Raw genomic sequence first — 22506 nt, 5'->3', positions numbered from 1 at the left:
CCGGCTGCCGGTCGTGAACTCCGCCAGCAGCGGGCGTGCCCTACCCTGGGCGCTGGTCACGCCGGCGCTCGGCTGGACGCTGCTGTTCTTCGTGCTGCCCTTCGTCGCCATGGCGGTATCCAGCCTGACGGCGCATGAAGGCGGGGGCTTCACGCTATCCAACTACAGCCAGTTTTTTGCCAATCCATCCTACTGGCAGGCGATGGTGAATTCGCTGCAGGTCACGGCCATCGTCACCGTGATCTCGGTGCTGCTTGCCTATCCCTTCGCCTGGATCCTGGCCGAGCAGGTGCCGGAGCGCTGGCAGCGGCTGGCGCTGATGCTGGCGGTGCTGCCGTTCTGGACCTCCTATGTCGTGCGTTCCTATTCGTGGCTGCTGGTGCTGGCGCAGAACGGCGTCGTCAACCGCGCGTTGACCGGCTCCGGGCTGTTCAGCGAACCGCTGCAGCTTGCCAATACGCGGCTAGCGACCGTCACCGGCTTCGTGCATTTCTTCGTCATGCTGTTGACGCTGACGATCTTCGCCAATCTGAAGCAGCTCAGCCCCAGCTACCGCAAGGCCGCAGCCGACCTCGGCGCCGGGCCGATCCGGACATTCCTGCATGTCGTTCTGCCGCTGACGCTGCCTGGCATCATGGTCGGCGCCTTCCTCACCTTTGTGCTGTGCATCGGCGACTACATCACACCGCAGATCCTCGGCGGCAACAATGAGCTGTTGATGCCGCAGCTCGTCATGATGCAGATCGGCCGGCGCGGCGACTTTCCGCTCGCCTCGGCGCTGTCGATCATCCTGATGGCGGTCGTCACCATCGCCTATCTCGCCTGCGCCCGCTGGCTGAAGATCGAGCGGGCTTGACCATGCGCGCTCTCATCCGCCTCGTCTCCGGCCTTTACGCCATCGCCATCTACGGCTTCATCTTCCTGCCGGTGGTTGTGCTGATACTGTTTTCGCTGCAGGCGACGTCGTTTCCGATCCCGCCCTTCACCGGGCCGTCGCTGCGCTGGTACGAGGCCGTGCTCGCCGATACGCGGCTCACCTCGGCGCTGGTCAACTCGCTGCTGGTTGCCGTCCTCTCTTCGGCTGTCGCCGTCACGCTCGGCTTTCTCTCGGCCTGGGGTTTTGCACGCTTCGCCTTGCCGGGCTCGGGCCTGATGCGTGGACTGATCACGCTGCCACTGACCGTCAGCTATCTCATCATCGGCATGGGGCTGCTGGTGCTGTTCAACTGGGCCGGCGTGCCGAAGTCGCTTCTTGCCGCCGGCATCGGCCATGTCGTGATCAACCTGCCGCTGTGCTTTGCCATCGTCTACAGTCAGATGGGCGACCACCAGATCAATATCGAGCGCGCCGCGCGCGACCTCGGCGCGCCCGAATGGAAGGTGCTGCTGCTGATCACCGTGCCTGTGATGGCGCCGGCGATCTTCGCCGGTTTCTTCCTGTCGATGACCTTCTCCTGGGACGAATTCGTCATCTCGTTCCTGTTGACGCGCTTCGACACGACGCTGCCTGTCGAGATCTGGAACCTGCTGCGCTCCGGTCTCAATCCCAAGACCAACGCCGTCGGCTCGCTGGTCTTCGCCGTCTCCATCGTGTTGGTGGTATTGTTCGAGCTGATGCTGTTGCGGAGGAAGCCGGCATGACGGCGCCACTGGTTGATATAAGCTCCGTCTCGCACCGTTTCGGCCAGCATACCGTGCTGAAGAACGTCTCGCTGACGATCGAGCCTGGCAGCTACACGATCCTGCTCGGGCCGTCCGGCTCCGGCAAGACGACGCTTCTGTCCATCCTCGGCGGCTTCGTCACGCCGAGCGAGGGCAAGGTGCTGATCCGCGGCGAGGACTGCACCGCCGTGCCACCGGCGAAGCGGCCGACGACGACCGTGTTCCAGGATTATGCGCTGTTCCCGCATATGAGCGTCGGCAGCAATGTCGGCTTCGGCCTGCGCATGCAGGGTGTCGATGGCGCAACCCGGGCAGCACGGGCGCGCGAGGCGCTGGCGCTGGTTGGGCTGGCTACTGCCTTCGACAAGAAGCCGCACCAGCTTTCCGGCGGTCAGCGGCAGCGCGTGGCGCTGGCGCGCGCCCTGGTGGTCGAGCCGGCGGTGCTCCTGCTCGACGAGCCGCTCGGTGCGCTCGACCTCAAATTGCGCCGGCAGATGCAGGACGAGTTGAAGGCGATCCAGAAGCGTGTCGGCACCGCCTTCATCCACGTCACCCACGACCAGGAAGAGGCGATGGCGCTGGCCGACCATTGCGTGGTGATGAATGACGGGCGCATCGAGGATGAAGGGCCACCAGAGCGCGTCTATGCACGGCCGGCGACGCGCTTTTCCGCGACCTTCATGGGCGAAAGCACGCTGATTTCCGGAACAGTGACCGAGGCGAAGAGCGGCAAAATCACCGTCACCACGAAGCTTGGGTCGCTCTCGCTGGCTGGCACATTGCCGGCCGGCTCGACGGTTGCGCTGGCCGTCCGGCCTGAGCATCTTGTCCTCGGCGCTGCCAGCGGCCCTGTAGCGCTTGGCATGGCCAAGGTCAGCGACGTCGTCTTCCAGGGTAGCTTCAAGCGCGTGCTGGGAACCTCCACGACCGACCCGGCGTTGCACTTCATCGCCAAGGTCCCCTCCGCATCGGCCGTCCAGCCGGGCGACGTTGTCGCCGTATCGTGCGATGCTGGCGACGTCATCCTGCTTGCGGACTGAACATGAGCACGCTTCCAATCATCGACGCCGGCCACTGGTACGAAAGCATCCGCATGGGCGATGGCGTGACGCTGATCCACGAGCCGTGGATCAAGCCGTTCTTCCGCTGCAACATCTGGCATGTGCGGGGCCGCGACCGCGACCTGCTGTTCGACACGGGCCTCGGCCATTTCAGCCTGCGCCGCCACGTACCGCTGGTCACGGAACGCAAGCTCACCTGCGTGGCCAGCCACACGCATTTCGACCATATCGGCTGCCATCACGAATTTCCCGACCGCTGCGTGCACCCGGCCGAGGCCGAGATCCTCGCCGACCCGCGCAACGAATGGACGGTTGCCGACCGCTATGCCACCGAGGAGATGTTCGACGGCATGCCGCAAGGCTGGGACACGAATCGCTACCGGATCCTACCCGCACCAGCCGGCCGGTTGCTCGAACAAGGCGACATCGTCGATCTTGGCGACCGTACCTTCGAGGTCATCCATACGCCCGGCCATTCACCCGGCGGCATTGCGCTCTACGAAAACAGGACGGGCATCCTGTTTTCCGGCGACATCATCTATGACGGCCCGCTGATCGACGATGTCTATCACTCCGATATCGACGACTATGTCGAAACGCTGCTGCGCATGCGCGATCTCGATGTCTCGGTCGTGCATGGCGGCCATTTCCCGAGCTTCGGCAAAATCCGCTATCGCCAGCTTGTCGACGAGTATCTCGCGCAGAAGCGCCAGGCCGGCTGCCATCTGCTCGCCCGATAGGGACTAGCGTTGTAGCGTCAAAGCGCCCTTTGCGGGCAGGGTGTGCCCGCCGCGTCGCCGCAGCGTGAGGCCGTGGGCTCGGGTCTAAAACTCTTTTCCTCCGACTGACGCACCAGTTCCGCGAAAGCCAGGGCAAAACTTGCCAGCATCAGGAAGACGATAATCAAGCGTGCCAGCGGCAATAGATCGGCCTCGACTGGTTAGCCCCACGCCGCCCATCCACTGCCGGCTAACATGATCGATCCGGCTTTACGAGAGTTTAAGGCAGGTCTTAACCATCACATCATTTTGTCCCCCGACATGATGCGCGAGCGCGCCTGTTTGGCCGCCATCTCAAGACACCTCCCTCCCTTTGCAGAAATGCCCGCCCATGCTAACCCGGCGCTGGCGCGACCCCGCAACCGGTCGCCACCAATCGGTCGTTGCCAATCGGTTGTCGTTGAGAGCCATGAGCAAAACCGCCAGCCGTTTCGCCTTCGTCTCATCCGGTACAGCCGACGCCAATGCAGCGCTGGAAAGCCTTTCGGCACGCTACGGCCAGGCATCCGTCGAGGATGCCGGAATCGTCGTGGCGCTCGGTGGCGACGGCTTTCTGCTACAGACCCTGCGCGAGACGATGAGCACGGGAAAGAGGGTCTACGGCATGAACCGTGGCACCATCGGTTTCCTGATGAACGAATACCGCGCCAGCGGCTTGACCGGGCGCATCGCGGCTGCGGTCGCCGAAACGATCCGTCCGCTGGAGATGCAGGCGGTGACGGCGGAGGGTGAGACGATTTCGGCGCTGGCGATCAACGAGGTCGCGCTTTGGCGCCAATCCTACCAGACGGCCAAGATCCGCATCACCGTGGATGGGCAAGAGCGGCTGGAGGAATTGCACTGCGACGGCGTGATGATTGCGACGCCGGCCGGCTCGACCGCGTATAATCTGTCGGCGCACGGGCCGATCCTGCCGCTCGACGCTCCGCTGCTGGCACTGACCCCGGTCAGCCCGTTTCGTCCGCGCCGCAGGCGCGGCGCGCTGCTGTCCAACAAGGCGATCGTGCGTTTCGACATTCTGGAGCCGGAAAAGCGGCCGGTGAATGCCGCCGCCGACCACACCGAGGTCAAGGCGGTGACGACGGTCACGGTGAGGGAATCGCCGACGGCGACGGCGACGCTGCTGTTCGATCCCAACCATTCGTGGAACGAGCGCATTCTCGCCGAACAGTTCCGCTACTGAGCCGGCGCAGCAGCCACTGCGCAAATTAAGCATCGCGATTAAGGTTACGACTTCACAATCGCGCCAATGCCGCCCGTTTGTGTTGACAAATCGTAGGCTTGCGCCTACCTGCAATACCAATCTTGCAGGCGCGCGGCGCTTGCCGCGACTGCCTATGTTGCGCCCCCGAACCAGCCAAAGACAGCCAAACTTGTCCTCAGACACCCAGATCGCTCAAGAAGCGTTGACCTTCGCAGACCTCGGCCTGTCGCCGAAGGTCCTTTCCGCAGTTACCGATGCCGGCTACACCGAGCCGACGCCGATCCAGGCTGGTGCTATCCCGCACGCCTTGCTCGGCAAGGACGTGCTGGGCATTGCCCAGACCGGCACCGGCAAGACGGCGTCCTTCGTCCTGCCGATGCTCACCCGGCTGGAAAAGGGCCGCGCCCGCGCCCGCATGCCGCGTACGCTGATCCTCGAGCCGACGCGCGAGCTAGCCGCGCAGGTCGAGGAAAACTTCGTCAAATACGGCAAGAACCACAAGCTCAACATCGCGCTGCTGATCGGCGGCGTGTCCTTCGACGAGCAGGACAAGAAGCTCGAGCGCGGCGCCGACGTGCTGATCGCGACTCCCGGCCGCCTGCTCGACCATCGCGAGCGCGGCAAGCTCCTGCTCAATGGCGTCGAGATCCTCGTCATCGACGAGGCCGACCGCATGCTCGACATGGGCTTCATCCCCGACATCGAGCGCATCTGCGAGATGATCCCGTTCACCAGGCAGACGCTGTTCTTCTCAGCGACGATGCCGCCGGAGATCACCAAGCTCACCGAGAAGTTCCTGCACGCGCCGGTGCGCGTCGAAGTGTCGAAGGCTGCATCGGCCGCCACCAACATCATCCAGCGGCTGGTGAAATCCGGGCCAAAGCCTTGGGACAAGCGCGAGACGCTGCGCAATCTGATGAAGGCCGAGGATGCCGAGCTGAAGAACGCCATCATCTTCTGCAACCGCAAGGTCGAGGTGTCGGAGCTGTTCCGCTCGCTGCTGAAATATGATTTCGACGCCGGCGCCCTGCACGGCGACATGGACCAGCGCGCGCGCATGCAGATGCTGGCCAATTTCCGTGACGGCAAGCTGCGCTATCTCGTTGCTTCGGACGTCGCGGCGCGCGGCCTCGACATTCCCGACGTCAGCCATGTCTTCAACTACGACGTGCCGATCCACGCCGAGGATTATGTCCACCGCATCGGCCGTACCGGCCGCGCCGGACGCTCCGGCAAATCCTTCACCATCGCGACCAAATCGGACACCAAATACATCGACGCCATCGAACGGCTGATCGGCACCAAGATCGAGTGGCATGACGGCGACCTGTCGACGGTCGTCGTCAGCGAAGGCGGCGAGGATGAGGCCCCCCGCCGTGGCCGTGGTGCGCCACGCCGCGCCGGGCGCAAGGACGACGCCAAGGACAGGGGCGAGCGCAAGCCGCGTGAACGCCACGCCAAACGTGGCGAGGAAACGGCGCCGGAAGCGGTGAGCGAGGAACAGCCGGTCGTGGCCGAAGCCGCGGTCGCCGACATCGGCGAGCGGCGTACCCGCAAAGAGGCGATCCGCTCGGAAAACAGCGAGCGCCAAGCTTCACCTGAACGGAAGGCTTCGCCCGATCGCAGCGAGCGGCGCGCGCCGGAACGCGGCGATACCAGGCCACAGCGCGAGCGCCCTGCCCGTCAGCGCCAGGAAGACAATGACGCGACCGTGGGCTTCGGCGACGACATGCCGGCCTTCATGCGGATCGTCGCCAAGGTCTGATACCACAGCGCTCGCGCGTCCCGCCGACGCGCGAAGCACGAAGCCGGCATAAGACGGCCTCGCCTCACGCTGAGATGGCGTTAGTCCGGCAGGCCCGCCTTGCGAAGGCCTTCGATGTACCTGCTGCGATCGTCCGGTCGATAAAACGGCGGCAGCACCTCGGCAAGATTCGAAAGCCGCAGCGAGGGATCGAGCTCGCAGACCCGGGCCATCATCTGCTGCGCTTCCGACAGGCGCCCCGCAAGGGCATGACTCGCCGCCACTACACGCATCGCGCTCACGTAGTTCGGTTGGTACCGCAGCGACTTTCCCGCCCAAGTGGCGGCGTCATCGTAGTGGCCGGCACAAAAATGAGCGAGCCCGGTGTTGAATTGCCAAGCGAACAGGCGTGGATCCAATGGGCTTAGGCGCATGGCAAGCGCGGCGTGCTCGACGGCCTTGCCTGGCTCGCCAAAGCAAGCCCTGACCCAGCTGCTTAGGCCCCACGCGGCCGCTAGATTCGGGTTGAGAACGAGCGCGCGATCGATGCAAGCCGCACTGTCGTCAAGGTCGCCACCTACGTAGCCGAGCACGTATCCACCGAAGGAAAGCGCAATCGCATCGTCCCTTCCGAGTTCGACCGCTCTCCTGGCCAGTCGAGTAGCCTCGGCATTCTCTTTCGCGCGGTCGACCATCCAGCCGTTGCTTTTTCGGGTAGCGTAGCACCGCGCCGCCCGCGCATAGGCTGCGGCAAACTCCGGGTCACCGTCGATCGCCTTCATGAAGAGGCGCAAGGCATCGTCAATGGCCGACCTACTAGTGATCGTCCGGTCAAAGGCCGCCAGCCCGCGGAGATAGTAGTCATAGGCGTCGAGGCTTTCAGTCGGTTTGCGTTTGGCACGCTCGATCTCAGCCTCCTCCATTTTCGGTGTGATTGCGCCGACAATGCTCGAGGCGACCTGGTCCTGCAGATCGAAGACTTCGGCGAGCGCTCCGTCAAAACGGTCGGCCCAGAGATAGGCCCCTGTCGAGGTGTCGATGAGCTGCCCGGCGATGCGCAGGCGGTCGCCAGCCCGGCGAACACTTCCCTCGACCACATAGCGCACGCCCAGCTCACGCCCGACCTGCTCTATGTCTACGGACCGTCCCCTGTAGGTGAAGCTCGAATTCCGTGCGACTACGAACAGGTGACGAAAGTGAGCCAAGGCCGTGACAATGTCTTCCACCATACCGTCGGCAAAATATTCCTGCTCCATATCACCGCTTAGATTCTGAAACGGCAGCACCGCTACCGATGGGTGGTCGTCGCGCCTCGTCGGGGCCGCCAGAACCTGCGCCAGTGATGCGACGCCGGAGCTTGGCTCCGGCCGCGGACGTTCAGGTCGTTCACGGGACTGCAGAGAAGCCGCCAGCGAGCTTGTCTGCTCCTCAGGCTCTGCATCCAGATGTTTTTTCAAAGCTGCCCGACACAGCTCGAACTGGCGTAAGGCGGCGTTTTCGTGACCTCGATGAGCGTGGATGCGGATCAGCGCCCGATGGGCCGCCTCCGCCGTCGGATCCGGGGCGAGCAATCTCTCCGCGAGCCCTTCGCAGGCCGTCTCTTCCGCTGAGCCGGGTGCGGGCAGCGCCAGGCTCAGCCGATCGACCAACTGCAGCGCTTTGCGCTGATACTTGCTCAGATAAGGTCTGAACCACTCGTCCAGTTCGTCAGGAATGGCTTGCCCGGCAAGCAGCTCACCGCGGTACAGATCGGCGGCGAAGGCGAGATCAGTGGTCCGGCCCTCCTCCAGCTTCCGGTCGAAGATCGAGATGTCCGCCTCATCCGGACCGGCAATAAGCGCGACGGTTTCCTGATCCCCATCGATGTAGACGGTTGCATCCGAGCTGGCGGGGAACGTGCGCCGGATGTCGACCAGCGCCTGACGCAAACTATTGCGGGCCTGACCATTGCTTCGCCCCGGCCAAAAGGCTTCGGAAAGCTGCTCGCGACGATGGCCGCGGCGGCCTGCGAGAACCAGAGCAGCAAAAAGAAGCGAAGTCTTGCGTGTGGCGAACCGGACGGGCCGGCGCTCCGGGGAAGTAACCTCCAGGCCACCAAGCAACCGGATGCGCACAAATCGTCTCCAGACTTCGACCGCAGCGACAGAATAGCATCTCGGTGGATCGATTTAACACCGATTTAACGGCGGATCGTCGGACTCCTCCCAATTGTTCACACACAGCCGAACAGCCCGAAAACACCTGCGTGGCACGCTCCCATCCGCAAACTCGAAATGGGAGACCAAAACAATGGCTCACACGGAAACTCGCGCCGCCCGCGGCATGTCCAAACGCTTGCTTGGGTCTGGCTTGAAAAGCGCAGCAATGATGATCGCTGCATTCACGAGATGGCGGCGGACCGCCGCAAGACGCAGGGCACTGGCAGATTTGACGATCGATCAGCTGAACGACATCGGTCATTTGGAGGTCCATCAACCAGCACCCGACGCCGTCAAGGCAGTTCTGATCACGAACTTGATATCGATGAGGTAAGATCGGCGCTCAGTTTGGTTTGGGCCCTAAAGGTTCCTGAGCTCCAGGCGAGATGCCAACAGGTCCAGAAAAGCGCGTACTTTGGCCGAGGACGACCTGCCTTCCGGCCATACGGCGTGTATCGGCACCGGCACCGGCTCGAATTCGGTCAGAACCAGTTCCAGGCGGCCATCGTCCACCAGGTGTTTTACCTGCCAAAGCGGGGAGTAGCCCAAACCCAAGCCGTGAACCGCGGCTGCATAGATCGATATCATCAAATTCGACCGGAAGGTGCCCGCGACCTTCACCGGCCGGGGCTTGCCTTCAATCTGAAACATCCATTCGCCCGGGCGGCCGTCAACGGTTCGTACGATGCATTCATGCTCACGCAATTCAAGCGGATGGGCCGGTCGGCCGTGTTGTCGAAAGTAGGCAGGTGCGCCGAACACGACGCGCCGCAGCGCCCCCAGCCGCTTCGCCCGTAGACTGGAATCCGGCAAATCGCCGATCCGGACCGCCAGATCGAGACCCACGGCATCCAGATCGACAAATTCATCGGAAAGCTGGAGGTCAACCTCAACCTGGGGATATGTCCGCATATAGTCGGCGATGACCGGCATCAGGAAATCCGGGCCGAACAGAACCGGGGCACTCACACGCAGGATGCCGGACGGCTCGGATCGTCGGTTGGCCGCCTGAAGCCTGGCTTCGTTTATTTCCCCGATGGCGGGCTTGATGCGTTGGAAAAAGGCCGCACCGGCTTCGCTCGGCGTCGAGCGGCGCGTCGTCCTGTGCAGAAGCTCGACCCCGATGGATTCCTCCAATGTCGCCAAAGACCGACTGACCGACTGCAGTGAGCGGTTCAGCCGGCGTGCGGCAGCCGTCAGGCTGCCATGCTCGACAATGGCAATGAAGGCTTCGAAATCATCTATCCGGCTCATCGCGTATTTCTCCCGAAAATCGGGATAAACTATCGCCACATCGATCAATTGTAACGCAGTTCGCTAGATTTTATCTTCCCTGCACAGGCCGAAAGGCAGACTCGAGGGAAGGAGATCGTCATGCGAACACCCAGTCCAACCGTCCTGGTCGTAGGCGCCGCAGGCCGCGTTGCCGGTTTGGTGGTGCCTGAACTCGCCCGCCGCAATGCCAGGGTTAGAGCGCTTGTTCGTGACGCCGCGGCTGCCGAAAAAGCCCGGAAAGCCGGCGCAACCGAGATCGCGATCGGGGATCTGCGCAACCATCAAAGCGTTGAACAGGCCGTCGAAGGTGTCGACGGTGTCTTCCACATCGGACCGGCCTTTGCTCCCGACGAAGCCGCCATGGGGGTTGCCATGGTTGAGGCAGCGGCGCGTGCAGGCGTTCGGAAATTCGTCTTCTCATCGGTGATCCAGCCCACCAACACGAGGCTGGAGAACCACGCAAGCAAGGTACCGGTCGAAGCCGCCCTCTATTCGACGAACATGGAATACACCATTCTGCACCCGGCCAATTTCATGCAAAATATCGCGGCGGCCTGGCCGTCCATCGTCGAGCATGGCGTTTTCGCCGAGCCGTTTCCAAAGACGGCGAAGCTGGCCCGCGTCGACTATCGCGACGTGGCTGAAGTGGCAGCGATCGCACTGACCGAAACGCGTTTGTCCTATGCGACCCTCGAGCTGTGCGCCGACGGTATGCACAGCCGCGAAGAGGTCGTTGCCATGATGAGCGAGGCGCTTGGCCGGCCGGTTTCAGCAGGCGAGCCGACATTTCAGGACTGGGCGGCGAAAGCCCGCCTTCCCTATACCGACCGGCAGTTGCAGATGCTGGCCAAAGTACACAGCCACTACGCCAAATACGGCCTCGGCGGGAACAGCCTGGCGTTGCGCGCCGCGCTTGGCCGCGAGCCGCGTTCGCTGCGAAGCTTCATTCGGGAATTGGCGCTGCCGGTGGCACATGCCGCCTGATCGTCCTCACAATAACGCTTACGCACACTTTCTGATTAGGAGATTTCGATGCAAGCATCACCGGACCGAGCCTTCAAATTGAGAAAGCTGCCGCCCTCCTACGGCGCGGTGGTGATGCCGTTGGTTCTTTCGATTCTGATGTCCTCGATTGTCTCGGCGGTTTCGACGGCAATCGGCGCAGGCTGGACGGACGGGTTTATTGCGGCCTGGAGCTATGCATGGGGCGCTTCATGGCTTGTTGCGTTTCCCAGCCTGCTGATTGTGCTTCCGATCGTGCGCCGGATCGTTGCCGCGATTGTCGATCAGCCGGCCCGGTCCTGATATCACAAACGCAGCGCGCCGGCGGCCGGCGGTCCGGCATAACCATTAGAGCGGCCCCGTACGGAGCCGCTCTCGGTTCATGCGCTTGCCTCAGGTGAGCGGCGACAGCTGGATCTCGACGCGGCGGTTCTGAGCCCGGCCGGCAGCGGTCGCGTTGGAGGCGATCGGACGCGTCTTGCCGAAGCCGGTGACGGCGAAGCGGCGGGAATCGACGCCCTGCCCGGACAGATAGTTGGCGACCGCCAGGGCGCGGCGCTGCGACAGGTCGAAATTGTGCTCGTCGCCGCCGGTCGAGTCGGTGTGGCCGAACACGTCGACGGTGGTCTGCCGGAACTTTTTCAGCACAAGGGCAACCGAATTCAGCACCGGATAGAACCCAGCCTTCACCGCATCCTGGTCGACGTTGAAAGTGATGTCGGACGGCATGTTGAGGATGATCTGGTCGCCGGTGCGGGTGACGCTGACGCCGGTGCCCTCAAGCTGCCGGCGCAGTTCGGCCTCGTTCTGGTCCATGGTGGCGCCGATGGCGCCGCCGGCAAGCGCACCGATCCCGGCGCCGATCAGCGCGTTGCGGCGGTCGTTGCCGCCGGCAAGCATGCCGAGCCCGGCACCAGCCAACGCTCCCAGACCGGCGCCGGCAGCGGTGTTGGAAACCTTCTGCTCCCCGGTGTAGGGATCGGTGGTGCATGCGCTCACGAGCACAGCCGTCGCCACGACGGCGAGCACAGTCTTTTTCATATGGTGGTCCCTCTCCATACCACGGCCGCGCAATGGCGCACCGCATCAGCCCTTCCAGCGACTTGTAACATGAAATGCGGCGAAAAGCGGACCAGCAAAAGCCGCTGCGGCGGCTTTCCCCGGCTCATTCCACCCGGCTGCCAGCGGCTCGCGCGACCACCGCAATTCGACCGTCTGCCAGAGGTTCTTGCCGTCGATGACCACCACTTCGACCTTGTCGAGATCGAAATAGTCGAACAGCCGCGAATTCACGCTGATCTTCGGATTGTCGAAATTCGGCTCGCCCGTCGACCAGTCCGGCGTTTCGGTGAAGGTGCCGCAGCCGCAGGTGGCGCAAAAACCGTGTTTTATGGTTTTCGATCCCCATCGGTAGAACGAAACATTCTCGGGCGGGCTGGTAAGTCTGAATTGCGATGGCGTGTAATAGGCCCACAACGACCCGCGTTTCGAACAGAAGGAACAGGTGCATCGCGTCACCGTCTGCGGCGCTTGCGAAACCTCGAACGTCGTCGCCTTGCAGTGGCAGCTTGCCTTGATGGTCATGGATTAGTCCCTCACAATGCCCGCCGCCCCTACGGCAAGGCACCATAAAGAAACGCTCCTGACAACTCTCCGTCAGCAGATCTGTCGTCTGCAATGCGCAGTTTCAAAAGTGTTGTAACCCAATCGAGGGCGTGTCGATCCCAAAAACCCTGCACACCCTCGGGTCAAGCCCAAGGGCAAGCTTTTGGGGGCGACATGCATCAATAGGACGATGGCGGCACGAACAGACAGATGGTCTTTCCGTCATTGGCGCCGGCGACCGAGCACCAGTGATATGCGCCGTCGGGCGAATTCTTGATGCGCTTGTCGCTATAGGCCACGACTTCGCCTGTCCCCTTGATGACATAGCCTTCGGGGCGCTCGCCGATAGATATCGGCGCAACCTCGCGGCAGTCATAGCCCGAGCAGCAGGAGAACGGATAGCTCCAGCCTTGCGGCATCGCCGCGGTCGGCTTGGCATCATGCGCCAGAGCAGGCGCCGCGAATGGCATCGCGGCAGCTATCAAAACCACTGCCGCGACAAGGGAATTCAGAAATCGGCGCGCCGTGTGAACGGCATGGGCCGGTCTGGTTGTAAGAGCAGGCATGGGCGCAGTTCCTATCAACGGTTGTCAAGCATCTCGCTTGCCCGTTCCCGGAACGTGTCTTCCCAGTGGCCGGATCGTCAGGTCGCAGATACGCCGCGCCCGGCCATAAATGCTTTTTTCCTCCCCAGCGCTTGGATGCTGGGCTGATTCCTTGGTCGGCGCAAGGAATTGCTGTCGCAAACCGAACGCCGACCTCTGCGGCCGGAACCAGCCTGCCGGCCGGGTTGACGAGACTGGTACGATCACCCCCGGCAGCGAGGGTTGCCAATAACGGAATTCGGCTCGCAGTGGTTCCGGGCTCGGCACCGGCAGGCTCGAAGCATTCGCGTCAAAAGCGGAAATCGATTTTGGAAATTCTGATGAAAAACAAAGTTGTAGAACGACAGGTAAGTTCAAGCTGAGAACTCGTCACTCTCGCGCCGTGGCCGTAACTCTCGCGTGATGGATTGAAATTGCCGGGTTGGTGCCCGCCTTCAGTCGATGTCGGCCACCGTTTCTCCGGCGCCACCCTCGATGCGCTGCGACAGCGAGGCCTCCATGAAATCGTCGAGGTCGCCGTCGAGCACGCTCGACGGGCTGGTGCTCTCGACGCCGGTGCGCAGATCTTTCACCAGCTGATAGGGCTGCAGCACGTAGGACCGTATCTGGTGGCCCCAGCCAATATCGCTCTTCGACGCTTCGGTGGCGTTCGCCACCGCTTCGCGTTTCTTCAGCTCTTCCTCGTAAAGCCGCGAGCGCAGCATTTCCCATGCCTTGGCCTTGTTCTTGTGCTGGGAGCGCTCCGCCTGGCAGGCAACCGCGATGCCAGTGGCGAGATGGGTGATGCGGACCGCCGAATCGGTTGTGTTGACGTGCTGGCCGCCTGATCCCGAGGAACGATACGTATCGATGCGGACGTCGGATTCGGAAACGTCGATGTCGATCGTATCGTCGATGACGGGATAGACCCAGACGCTGGCGAACGAGGTGTGGCGGCGCGCATTGCTGTCGTAGGGCGAAATACGCACGAGACGATGCACGCCGGATTCCGTCTTCAGCCAGCCATAGGCGTTGTGGCCCTTGATCAGCAGCGTGGCTGACTTGATGCCGGCCTCTTCGCCGTCATGCACTTCCAGCACCTCGACCTTGAAGCGGCGGCGCTCGGCCCAGCGCGTATACATGCGCAGAAGCATCGAGGCCCAGTCCTGGCTTTCGGTGCCGCCGGCGCCGGCATGGACTTCCAGATAGCTATCGTTGGCGTCCGCCTCGCCCGACAGCAGCGTTTCGATCTGGCGCGCCTTGGCCTCGCCGCGCATCGAGCGGATCGCCGCCTCGGCCTCCGCGACGACGCCCTCGTCGCCCTCTTCCTCGCCAAGCTCGATCAGGCCGATATTGTCTTCCAGAGCCTGGGTGAGGCCTTTGACCGCGGCAATGCCTTCCTCGAGGCCCTGACGCTCGCGCATCAGCTTTTGCGCTTCCAACGGCTCGTTCCAGAGGCTCGAATCCTCGGCGCGGACATTCAGGTACTCAAGCCGCTTTATGGCCTGGTCCCAGTCAAAGATGCCTCCTCAGCAGGGTGATCGCCTGCCTGATCTCGTCGACAATATTTTGCGTTTCCGCGCGCATGGCTGGCTGTTCTGTCCTGTTGCTGAATGGCGGTTTGGTGGCGCGATACATAGGGACGGCAATGTCCCCTGTAAAGCACCGGCCCCTGTAAAGCGGGATGGGCCGGCTCGACCATGATCGTCAAGCCGGCCCGACCGGATGTAACGATTGTCAGTAGAGCCCGCCGCCGCCCGACTGGATAGCCTGGTTGGCCTGCGGCGACAGCGCCCCGCCGGTGGCGTTGGAGCCGTCCGCACCCATGCCGATCACCCAATAGCTGTCGGCGGGACCGGTACCCGGCTTGAAGGCTTCGATGATGGTTCCGGCGTCACCCTCGTTGGCCCGCATGCCGGTCTTGCGATTGATCGCAATCAGCTTCATGCCTTCGGGAACCTTGAAGTCGACATTGGGCGTGCCGTCCAGCGCTACGCGCATGAAATCCTTGAAGATCGGCGCGGCAAGGCCGCCGCCGGTCGCGCCCTTGCCAAGACCTTTCGGCTGATCGTAGCCCATATAAAGGCCGACAACGAGGTTCGGCGTATAGCCGATGAACCAGGCATCCTTTTCGTCGTTGGTCGTTCCGGTCTTGCCGGCGATGTGACGGCCGAGTTCGTTGATGGTGGCGCCGGTACCGCGTTGAACGACGCCCTCCATCATCGATGTGATCTGGTAGGCGGTCATCGGATCGAGCACCTGCTCGGAATTGTCGACCAACTCCGGCTCTGGCTGGTTCTGCCATTCTGCGGCGTTGCAGTTTGAGCAGCCGCGTTCGTCCTGCCTAAAGACGGTCTTGCCGTAGCGGTCCTGGATGCGGTCGATCAGCGACGGCTTGATCGACTTGCCGCCATTGGCCATGATCGAATAGGCCGATACCATGCGCATCACCGTCGTCTCGCCGGAACCCAGCGCCATCGGCAGATACGGCGCGAGATGGTCGTAGACGCCGAAACGCTCGGCATACTCCACGACCAGTTTCATGCCCATGTCGTTGGCAAGCCGCACCGTCATCAGATTGCGCGATTTCTCGATGCCGGAGCGCAAGGTCGCCGGACCGGCCACCGTTCCGTCGTAATTCTTGGGCGTCCAGGTCGTGTTGCCGCTCTGGATGGTGATCGGCCCGTCCATGATCACAGAGGCGGGCGTATAGCCATTGTCGAGGGCGGCCGAATAAACGATCGGCTTGAACGACGACCCCGGCTGGCGCATGGCCTGCGTCGCCCGGTTGAACTCCGACTGCGCATAGGAGAAACCGCCGACCATGGCCAGGACGCGTCCGGTATGCGGATCCATGGCGATCAGGCCGCCTTCCACTTCGGGAACCTGGCGCAAGCTGTAGCTGTTGTCCGAGCCGTCGTTCCTCTGCACGAAAATCACGTCGCCCGGCTTCAGCACGTCGGCCGGCGACTTCGCCTTGACGGTTTTGCCGTCGACCACGTGGCGCATGGCGAAGCTCATGTCTTCCTTGCTGACCGTGCCTTCGAGGCGGTCCTTGACGATTTCGCCGGAGATCTGGCGCGTCGGCTGCAGGCCGATGGACAGGCCGGTGGCCGAGCTATCGAGCACGACGGCAAGCGACCATTCCGGCACGTCCTCCAGTCGCTTGACGTTGCCCAGCGGCACGCCCCAGTCGCCGGAAACATCGATGCTCGTGACCGGCCCGCGGTAGCCGCGCAGCGTATCGAACTTCATGAGACCGTTCTGCATGGCCTTGCGGGCAATCAACTGCATCTTCGGATCGAGCGTGGTACGGACGGAAAGGCCGCCCTCGTAGAGCGCATTCTCGCCGTAGCGCGCGATGATCTGGCGACGCACTTCCTCGGTGAAATATTCCCCGGCGAAGAGATAGTTGCCGGTGCGGCGCGGCGTGACGCCGAGCGGCTCGGCCTTGGCCTTCTCGCCTTCTTCATGGGTGACGTAACCGTTCTCGACCATCTGGTCGATGACCCAGTTGCGGCGCTCCAAGGCGCGATCGGCATGCTTGAAGGGATGGTAGTTGTTCGGCCCCTTCGGCAGAGAGGCAAGATAGGCAGCCTCGGCCACAGTGAGTTCGTTCACCGATTTGTCGAAATAGGTGAGCGCAGCACCGGCGACGCCATAGGCACCGAAACCGAAGAAAATCTCGTTGAGATAGAGCTCGAGAATGCGATCCTTGGAATAGGCCTGCTCGATGCGGAAGGCGAGGATCATCTCCTTGATCTTGCGCTCGTAGGTCTGGTCTGAAGACAACAGGAAGTTCTTCGCCACCTGCTGGGTGATGGTCGAGGCGCCGACCTGGCGCTTGCCCGAGCCAAGATTCTGCAGGTTGACGACAATGGCGCGGCCAAGGCCGGTCACGTCGATGCCGGGATGATTGTAAAAGTTCTTGTCCTCGGCCGACAGGAAGGCCGCCTTGACTCGATCCGGGATCGCCTGAATCGGCAGATAAAGCCGCCGCTCACGCGCATATTCGGCCATCAGCGCGCCATCCGACGCGTGGATGCGGGTCGTCACCGGCGGCTCGTATTTGGCCAGCACCTCGTAATCGGGCAGGTCCTTCGACAAATGGCCGATATAGATCGCCACGCCCGCCGCGACCAAAAGGGCCAGCGTCGTGCCGATGCCGAAGAAATAGCCAATGAGACGAATCATACCCGCTCCAGTCCTTGGTTCGGGAATTTCCTAAACGAAGCCGCCCTTCACGCAAGCTTTCGGGACGATCCCAACCCGTAATCGCAAAAGCCATGTCGCGACCATGTGGGCAAAATACGGCAGCGTGGAATTTCGGTTTCGAATGCCGGAAATAAAAGCACAGGGTGTTGTCGCCGTGCAACGCTGCCTCAGGTTGTGGGCGCCGGCGGGCATTTCAGCCTCCGGCCCCCGTTCCGCTCTTGGCCGAAGCAAACAGTGCAACGGCGTTGGTTATGCTTTGGGTCGCCTTGTTGCGCCAATCGGCGCTGAGCAACTGCGCTTCGTCCTTGGCGTTCGACAGATAGCCGAGTTCGACCAGCACGGACGGAACGTCCGGCGCCTTCAGCACCTTGAAGCCGGCAGAACGCTGCGGGTTGTTGATCAGGCCGACGCTGGTGGAAAGCTGGCCGACAAGAGTGTGCGCGAAGCTCATCGAAAAATTATGCGTCTCGCGGCGGATCAGGTCGATCAGGATATCGGTCACTTCCTTGCTGTCGTCCTTGATCTCCATGCCGGCGAACTGGTCGGAAAGATTTTCACGGTCGGCAAGCGCCTGTGCCTCGGGATCGGAAGCCTTGTCGGACACGGTGTAGACGGTTGCGCCGCGAATGCCCTTGAGGCTGATCGTGTCGGCATGGATCGAGATGAGCAGGTCGGCCTCATGCTGGCGAGCAATGCGCACGCGATCGTCGAGCCGCAGGAACTCGTCCGTTTCGCGCGTCAGGAACACGTCATATTTGCCGCTGGCGGTGAGCTTGTCGCGCAGTTCCATGGCAAAGGCGAGCGTCACGTTCTTCTCGACAGTGCCGTTCAGGCCCTCGGCACCACCGTCGATGCCGCCGTGGCCGGGATCGACGACGACGGTGAAACGATGGCCCGGATTGGAGACCGGCCCGGTACCGACCCTGCCGGCCTTGTCGGCAGAGACTGTCGAGCCGGTGGTCAGCGCCTGATTGGCGAGCGCTGCATCGAATTCCCGCTGCGACGCCGCCGACATGTCGATGGCGATGCGGTAGCCACTGCCATCATCGTTCTTCAGCACGTCGAGATTGTCGACGGCAAACGGTCCCTTGCCGGTGAGAATCAGCCGCGATTTTCCCTCGCCGAGTCCGCCGTAACGCACGGCGCGGACAAGGCCGCGCGGCTTCACATCCTTGGCATTTAGGGCGAATCTCGTGGCCGGCAGATCGATGACCAGACGATTGGGGCCGCGCAGCAGGAACCATTTGATGTCGGGATCGCGGTCGAAATTGATGACGATGCGCATCTTGGTGGCATCGCCGGCCATCTTGTAGCTTGTGGCGCCGATCGGTACGTCGGCAGCACGCGAAAGTGGCGGAAAGACTAGGCAAGCCAGGATCAGCGGCAGCAGGCAGGCGGTGCGGAACAACCAGCCTCCATGATGACGGCCCTTGTCTGCGAAGCCTGCCAGTCCCATCTTTCTACCAGTCGCTCCTGTTTGGCGTCATGCCCGATCGTTCGTCAAAGTGCCCTATTGCTTGTCAAAGTTCCGGCAGGCCGCGAACTCGATTAACGATTGGTATCCAGAGAAGGTTAACCAAGCCTTTTCATGGAAGGCTTGGAACCTGGGCTTCCGTTGCGGAACGGCTTTTTGCCGGCGTCGGGAATCGGGGTTGCCTTCCAACCCGCCAAATCATAAAAGCGATGGTGGATCACTGCAATCCTGGAACCGTCCTCCTCCGCAGCTTCCTGCTACAGGTCAGACGCAAGACGGCTCCTTTCGCTTCAGGCGAAGAAGGCATCGGTGATCGCGACGATTTTCGCAGGCGTGCTCCCGTGGCGGGGGAATCGCCTGCGTGAGCAAAACGGCCGGGATTGTCCCGCGCCGGCTCTGTATGAGCAAACAAGCTGGTCCGGTTTTTCCCGGGCTTTGGTTCAAAAGGTTCTGCTGGTTACGATGGCTTCAAGCGCAATCATGGAAAGGTCCGCAACAAACCGCGCCACTACGGCTGCGGGCGGCACCGCCATGGCGCTCAGGCAGCGGCCGGCGGACGTTCAATTGTCCGGCACCCATGTTCCAGGTCCACGGCAGCGGGCATTGCCCCGCAAGCTGCGGCCGACGGCTGCCGGGGGGAAACGAAATAATGCCCAACAAAATGCTGATAGACGCCTCCCACCCGGAGGAAACACGCGTTGTCGTCGTTCGCGGTAACCGTATTGAAGAATTCGACTTTGAATCCCAGGACAAGAAGCAGCTCAAAGGAAACATCTATCTCGCCCGCGTAACGCGCGTCGAACCTTCCCTCCAGGCAGCCTTCGTCGAATATGGCGGCAACCGTCACGGTTTCCTCGCCTTCAGTGAAATACACCCCGACTATTACCAGATTCCGGTCGCCGACCGTCAGGCGCTGCTGCGTGCGGAAGCACAGGAAGCCCAGGACGAAGAGGACGAGGAAGCCGCCGAGGGCGACGACCGCCAGAGCCGCGACCGCGGCAAGCGCGGACGCCGGCGTGGCGGCAAGAGCCGCGACCGCGGCGAGCACAGGCGCGAGGCAGGCGCGTCCGACGGTGAGAATGGCGAGAGCGGCGAAGATGCCGTCGCAGAGAACCTGGATGCCGCTGCCGACGGCGGCGACACCATGTCCGATACTGTCGGACAGAGCGAGGATGCCGCCGGACAGAGTGATGAAGTCGCCGATAGCGGCGAGACCGAGCCGTCCGAAGGCGGATCCAGTTCCATCGCTGCCAGCGTCGACGCCGACGTAATCTCGGAAGCCGTCCCGCAAGTAGAGACAAGGGAGGTCGAGACAGGCGGGGCCGAGACGAGCGGCGAAGCGACGTCCGAAGACAATGATCGCGGCATGCTGGAGGAGGTGCAATCCTCGCATTCGGACGATCACGAGGTCGAATCGGTCGGCGCCGAAGACGCGCTTGAAGAAGTGCGCAACCGCCGCAAGCCGGTGCGCCGCCAGTACAAGATCCAGGAAGTGATCAAGCGTCGGCAGATCCTGCTGGTGCAGGTCGTCAAGGAAGAGCGCGGCAACAAGGGTGCAGCGCTGACCACCTACCTGTCGCTGGCCGGCCGCTATTCGGTGCTGATGCCGAACACGGCGCGCGGCGGCGGCATTTCGCGCAAGATCACCAATGCGCAGGACCGCAAGCGGCTGAAGGAAGTGGTCGCCGATCTCGAAGTGCCGCAAGGCATGGGCGTCATCCTGCGTACGGCCGGCGAAAGCCGCACCAAGGCCGAGATCAAGCGCGACTACGAATATTTGATGCGGCTTTGGGAAAATGTCCGCAATCTGACGCTTCAATCCACGGCCCCTGCCCTGGTTTATGAGGAAGGCAGCCTGATCAAGCGGTCGGTGCGCGACCTCTACAACAAGGATATCGACGAGATCCTGGTTTCCGGCGAAGAAGGCTACCGCGAGGCCAAGGATTTCATGCGCATGCTGATGCCGAGCCACGCCAAGGTGGTACAGCCGTTCCGCGACACGACGCCGATCTTTGTGCGCAACGGCATCGAAGCACAGCTCGACCGCATGCTGCAGCCGCAGGTGACGCTGAAGAGCGGCGGCTACATCATCATCAACCAGACGGAAGCGCTGGTCGCCATCGACGTCAATTCGGGCCGTTCCACCAAGGAGCACTCGATCGAGGACACCGCGCTTCACACCAATCTGGAAGCCGCCGAGGAAGTCGCCCGGCAATTGAGGCTACGCGATCTCGCCGGCCTGATCGTCATCGACTTCATCGACATGGAGGAGAACCGCAACAACCGCTCCGTCGAGAAGCGGCTGAAGGATCACCTCAAGAACGACCGCGCCCGCATCCAGGTCGGCCGCATCTCGCATTTCGGGCTGATGGAAATGTCGCGTCAGCGCATCCGTGCCAGCGTGCTGGAATCGACGATGAAGCCTTGCCCGCATTGCGGCGGCACCGGCCATGTGCGCTCCGATTCGTCGGTTGCGCTGATGGTGGTGCGGGCAATCGAGGAATTCCTGCTCAAGGATTCGCGCAGCCACATCACGGTGCGGACGCCGGCAGCGACCGCGCTCTATGTGCTCAATCACAAGCGCGGCACGCTGGTGGAATTCGAGCACCGCTTCGGCGTGACCATCACCATCGAAGCCGATGACACGGTCGGTGCACAACACTATGCCATCTTCCGCGGCGCGCTGGCCGAAAAGCCGGAAGGCTTTGTCGAGGCCCGCACGTTCCCGGCCTATGTCGAGCCGGAAGAACCCGAGGACGAGATCGTCATCGAGGAGGAAGAGGAGGCACCGGTGCAGGCTGAGCAGCCACGCCCTGCCCAGCAGCCGCAGCAGCCAAGGTCCGGCGAGGACGGCGAAGGCCGCGATCGCAAGCGCCGCAAGCGCCGCAGACGGCGCGGCGGCAAGGATCGCGAACACGGGGATCGCGAACACGGGGATCGCGAACACGGGGATCGTGAACACGGGGATCGTGAACAGGCCGCTGCCGGGGAAGGTGCTTCCGCTTCGGCGCCGACCGACGATGCCCTCGTAGCCGCCGCCGAGCAAGGCGCGGAAGCGGAACGTGAAGCGCCGGCCGGTGTTGCCGAAACTGCGGAAGCGGCGGACGACGGTCACGGCAAGAAGCGCCGGCGCGGCAAGCGCGGCGGCAAGCGCAATCGCCGTGAAGACGGTGAGGACGGCGTCGAAGCCAGCGCCGGCGAGCCGGCCGGCATGACAGAAGGTGCCGTATTGGAAGCAGAGCCCGTGACCGCCGAGCCGGAAGGCGCGCCGCCGGCCGAAGAGCTTGCGGTGCGTGCTCCGGCGAACGACGACACGCCGAGCGCCGAAAAGCCGAAGAAGCCGCGCCGCGCCGCCAAGCCGAAGAAGGCCGCGGCGGAAGCAGTTGCCGAGATTGCGGGCGCCGAGACATCGGCCGCCGAAGCCGCGGCGGTGGCTTCCGGCGAGACCGCTGCGCCGGTTCGGCAGGAGACCGAAGTGGCGGCTGGCAAGGAAACGCCGAAAGCCCGGCCGTCGCGGCGCAAACCCGCACCGGTGGATGCTCCGGTCGTGCCGGTCGTCTCCTCGATCGTCCCCGACGAGGCAAAGACCGAGGAAGCAAAGGCCGAGGACAAGCCGAAGCGTGCCGGCTGGTGGCAGCGGAAGGGCTTTTTCTAAGCTTTTCCGTGTATTAGCCAGACTTTCTGATTAAAAGAATCCCGCGCT

General features: G+C 62.8%; 16 protein-coding genes and 1 pseudogene. 9 read left to right on the top strand and 8 right to left on the bottom strand.

Translation table 11 applies throughout. The features are described 5' to 3' along the window. Positions 1–13: 13 nt before the first annotated feature. The 6 genes from NKH71_RS09720 (at position 14) to NKH71_RS09695 (ending at position 6471) form a co-directional block, all read left to right on the top strand. Complete coding sequence (locus NKH71_RS09720; RefSeq protein WP_023717500.1) at positions 14–856, top strand: ABC transporter permease; 843 nt, start codon at positions 14–16, stop codon at positions 854–856. Between the two features lie 2 nt (positions 857–858). Continuing rightward, entirely contained in the window at positions 859–1641 is a 783-nt protein-coding gene (locus NKH71_RS09715; protein ID WP_023717499.1) for an ABC transporter permease, read from the top strand. Then, positions 1638–2702 carry an ABC transporter ATP-binding protein gene (locus NKH71_RS09710; protein ID WP_352894826.1) on the top strand — a complete coding sequence of 355 codons (1065 nt, stop codon included), beginning with the start codon at positions 1638–1640 and terminating at the stop codon, positions 2700–2702. The genes NKH71_RS09715 and NKH71_RS09710 overlap by 4 nt, the downstream gene beginning before the upstream one ends. A gap of 2 nt (positions 2703–2704) precedes the next feature. After that, on the top strand, positions 2705–3463 hold the full coding sequence (locus tag NKH71_RS09705; RefSeq protein WP_023717497.1) for an MBL fold metallo-hydrolase: 759 nt from the start codon (positions 2705–2707) through the stop codon (positions 3461–3463). Positions 3464–3911: 448 nt separating this feature from the next. Beyond that, a complete protein-coding gene (locus tag NKH71_RS09700) occupies positions 3912–4685 on the top strand; it encodes an NAD kinase (protein ID WP_352484566.1) in 774 nt (257 codons plus the stop codon). 190 nt (positions 4686–4875) lie between these two features. Beyond that, positions 4876–6471, top strand: coding sequence for a DEAD/DEAH box helicase (locus NKH71_RS09695; protein WP_031193535.1), 1596 nt, complete (start codon positions 4876–4878; stop codon positions 6469–6471). 80 nt (positions 6472–6551) lie between these two features. On the opposite strand, the gene NKH71_RS09690 is transcribed toward NKH71_RS09695, so the two are convergent. Then, positions 6552–8564 carry a BTAD domain-containing putative transcriptional regulator gene (locus NKH71_RS09690; RefSeq protein ID WP_352484564.1) on the bottom strand — a complete coding sequence of 671 codons (2013 nt, stop codon included), beginning with the start codon at positions 8562–8564 and terminating at the stop codon, positions 6552–6554. A gap of 444 nt (positions 8565–9008) precedes the next feature. After that, positions 9009–9941, bottom strand: a complete 933-nt coding sequence (locus tag NKH71_RS09685) for a LysR family transcriptional regulator (protein WP_245278529.1) — start codon at positions 9939–9941, stop codon at positions 9009–9011. A gap of 81 nt (positions 9942–10022) precedes the next feature. Between NKH71_RS09685 and NKH71_RS09680 the strand changes: the two genes are divergently transcribed. Together NKH71_RS09680 and NKH71_RS09675 are read left to right on the top strand one after the other, a co-directional pair. Next, positions 10023–10907, top strand: coding sequence for an NmrA family NAD(P)-binding protein (locus NKH71_RS09680; protein WP_023717492.1), 885 nt, complete (start codon positions 10023–10025; stop codon positions 10905–10907). 48 nt (positions 10908–10955) lie between these two features. Continuing rightward, positions 10956–11228 carry a DUF2798 domain-containing protein gene (locus tag NKH71_RS09675; protein WP_023717491.1) on the top strand — a complete coding sequence of 91 codons (273 nt, stop codon included), beginning with the start codon at positions 10956–10958 and terminating at the stop codon, positions 11226–11228. 90 nt (positions 11229–11318) lie between these two features. Here the strand turns inward: NKH71_RS09675 and NKH71_RS09670 are convergent, their stop codons facing one another. From NKH71_RS09670 to NKH71_RS09645, 6 genes and pseudogenes are all read right to left on the bottom strand, one after another. Further along, positions 11319–11966: a YiaD family glycine zipper/OmpA-like lipoprotein gene (locus tag NKH71_RS09670; protein ID WP_352894825.1), complete on the bottom strand. Its 648-nt coding sequence runs from the start codon at positions 11964–11966 to the stop codon at positions 11319–11321. 177 nt (positions 11967–12143) lie between these two features. Beyond that, a pseudogene (locus tag NKH71_RS09665) lies at positions 12144–12509 on the bottom strand (GFA family protein); the annotation flags it as partial. Between the two features lie 200 nt (positions 12510–12709). Next, the gene (locus NKH71_RS09660; RefSeq protein WP_023717488.1) at positions 12710–13096 is read right to left on the bottom strand and encodes a hypothetical protein; all 387 of its coding nucleotides are present in this window, start codon (positions 13094–13096) and stop codon (positions 12710–12712) included. A 473-nt stretch (positions 13097–13569) separates the two neighbouring features. Next, positions 13570–14701 (bottom strand): peptide chain release factor 2 gene (gene prfB / locus NKH71_RS09655; protein WP_156948021.1). Its coding sequence is split into 2 segments (ribosomal slippage): positions 13570–14634 and positions 14636–14701, totalling 1131 coding nucleotides; the frame shifts between segments, so codons are not numbered across the junction. 150 nt (positions 14702–14851) lie between these two features. Beyond that, on the bottom strand, positions 14852–17308 hold the full coding sequence (locus NKH71_RS09650) for a penicillin-binding protein 1A (protein WP_023717485.1): 2457 nt from the start codon (positions 17306–17308) through the stop codon (positions 14852–14854). Positions 17309–17522: 214 nt separating this feature from the next. Further along, positions 17523–18785, bottom strand: coding sequence for an N-acetylmuramoyl-L-alanine amidase (locus tag NKH71_RS09645; RefSeq protein ID WP_023717484.1), 1263 nt, complete (start codon positions 18783–18785; stop codon positions 17523–17525). Positions 18786–19452: 667 nt separating this feature from the next. Here NKH71_RS09645 and NKH71_RS09640 point away from each other — a divergent pair. Beyond that, entirely contained in the window at positions 19453–22458 is a 3006-nt protein-coding gene (locus NKH71_RS09640) for an Rne/Rng family ribonuclease (RefSeq protein WP_352894824.1), read from the top strand. The last annotated feature ends 48 nt before the right edge of the window (positions 22459–22506 follow it).

It is taken from the genome of Mesorhizobium sp. M0983 (assembly GCF_040318975.1).
GTDB lineage: Bacteria > Pseudomonadota > Alphaproteobacteria > Rhizobiales > Rhizobiaceae > Mesorhizobium.
Note: the sequence above shows the minus strand (reverse complement) of the source record. Positions and strands in the feature narration are given on the sequence as shown.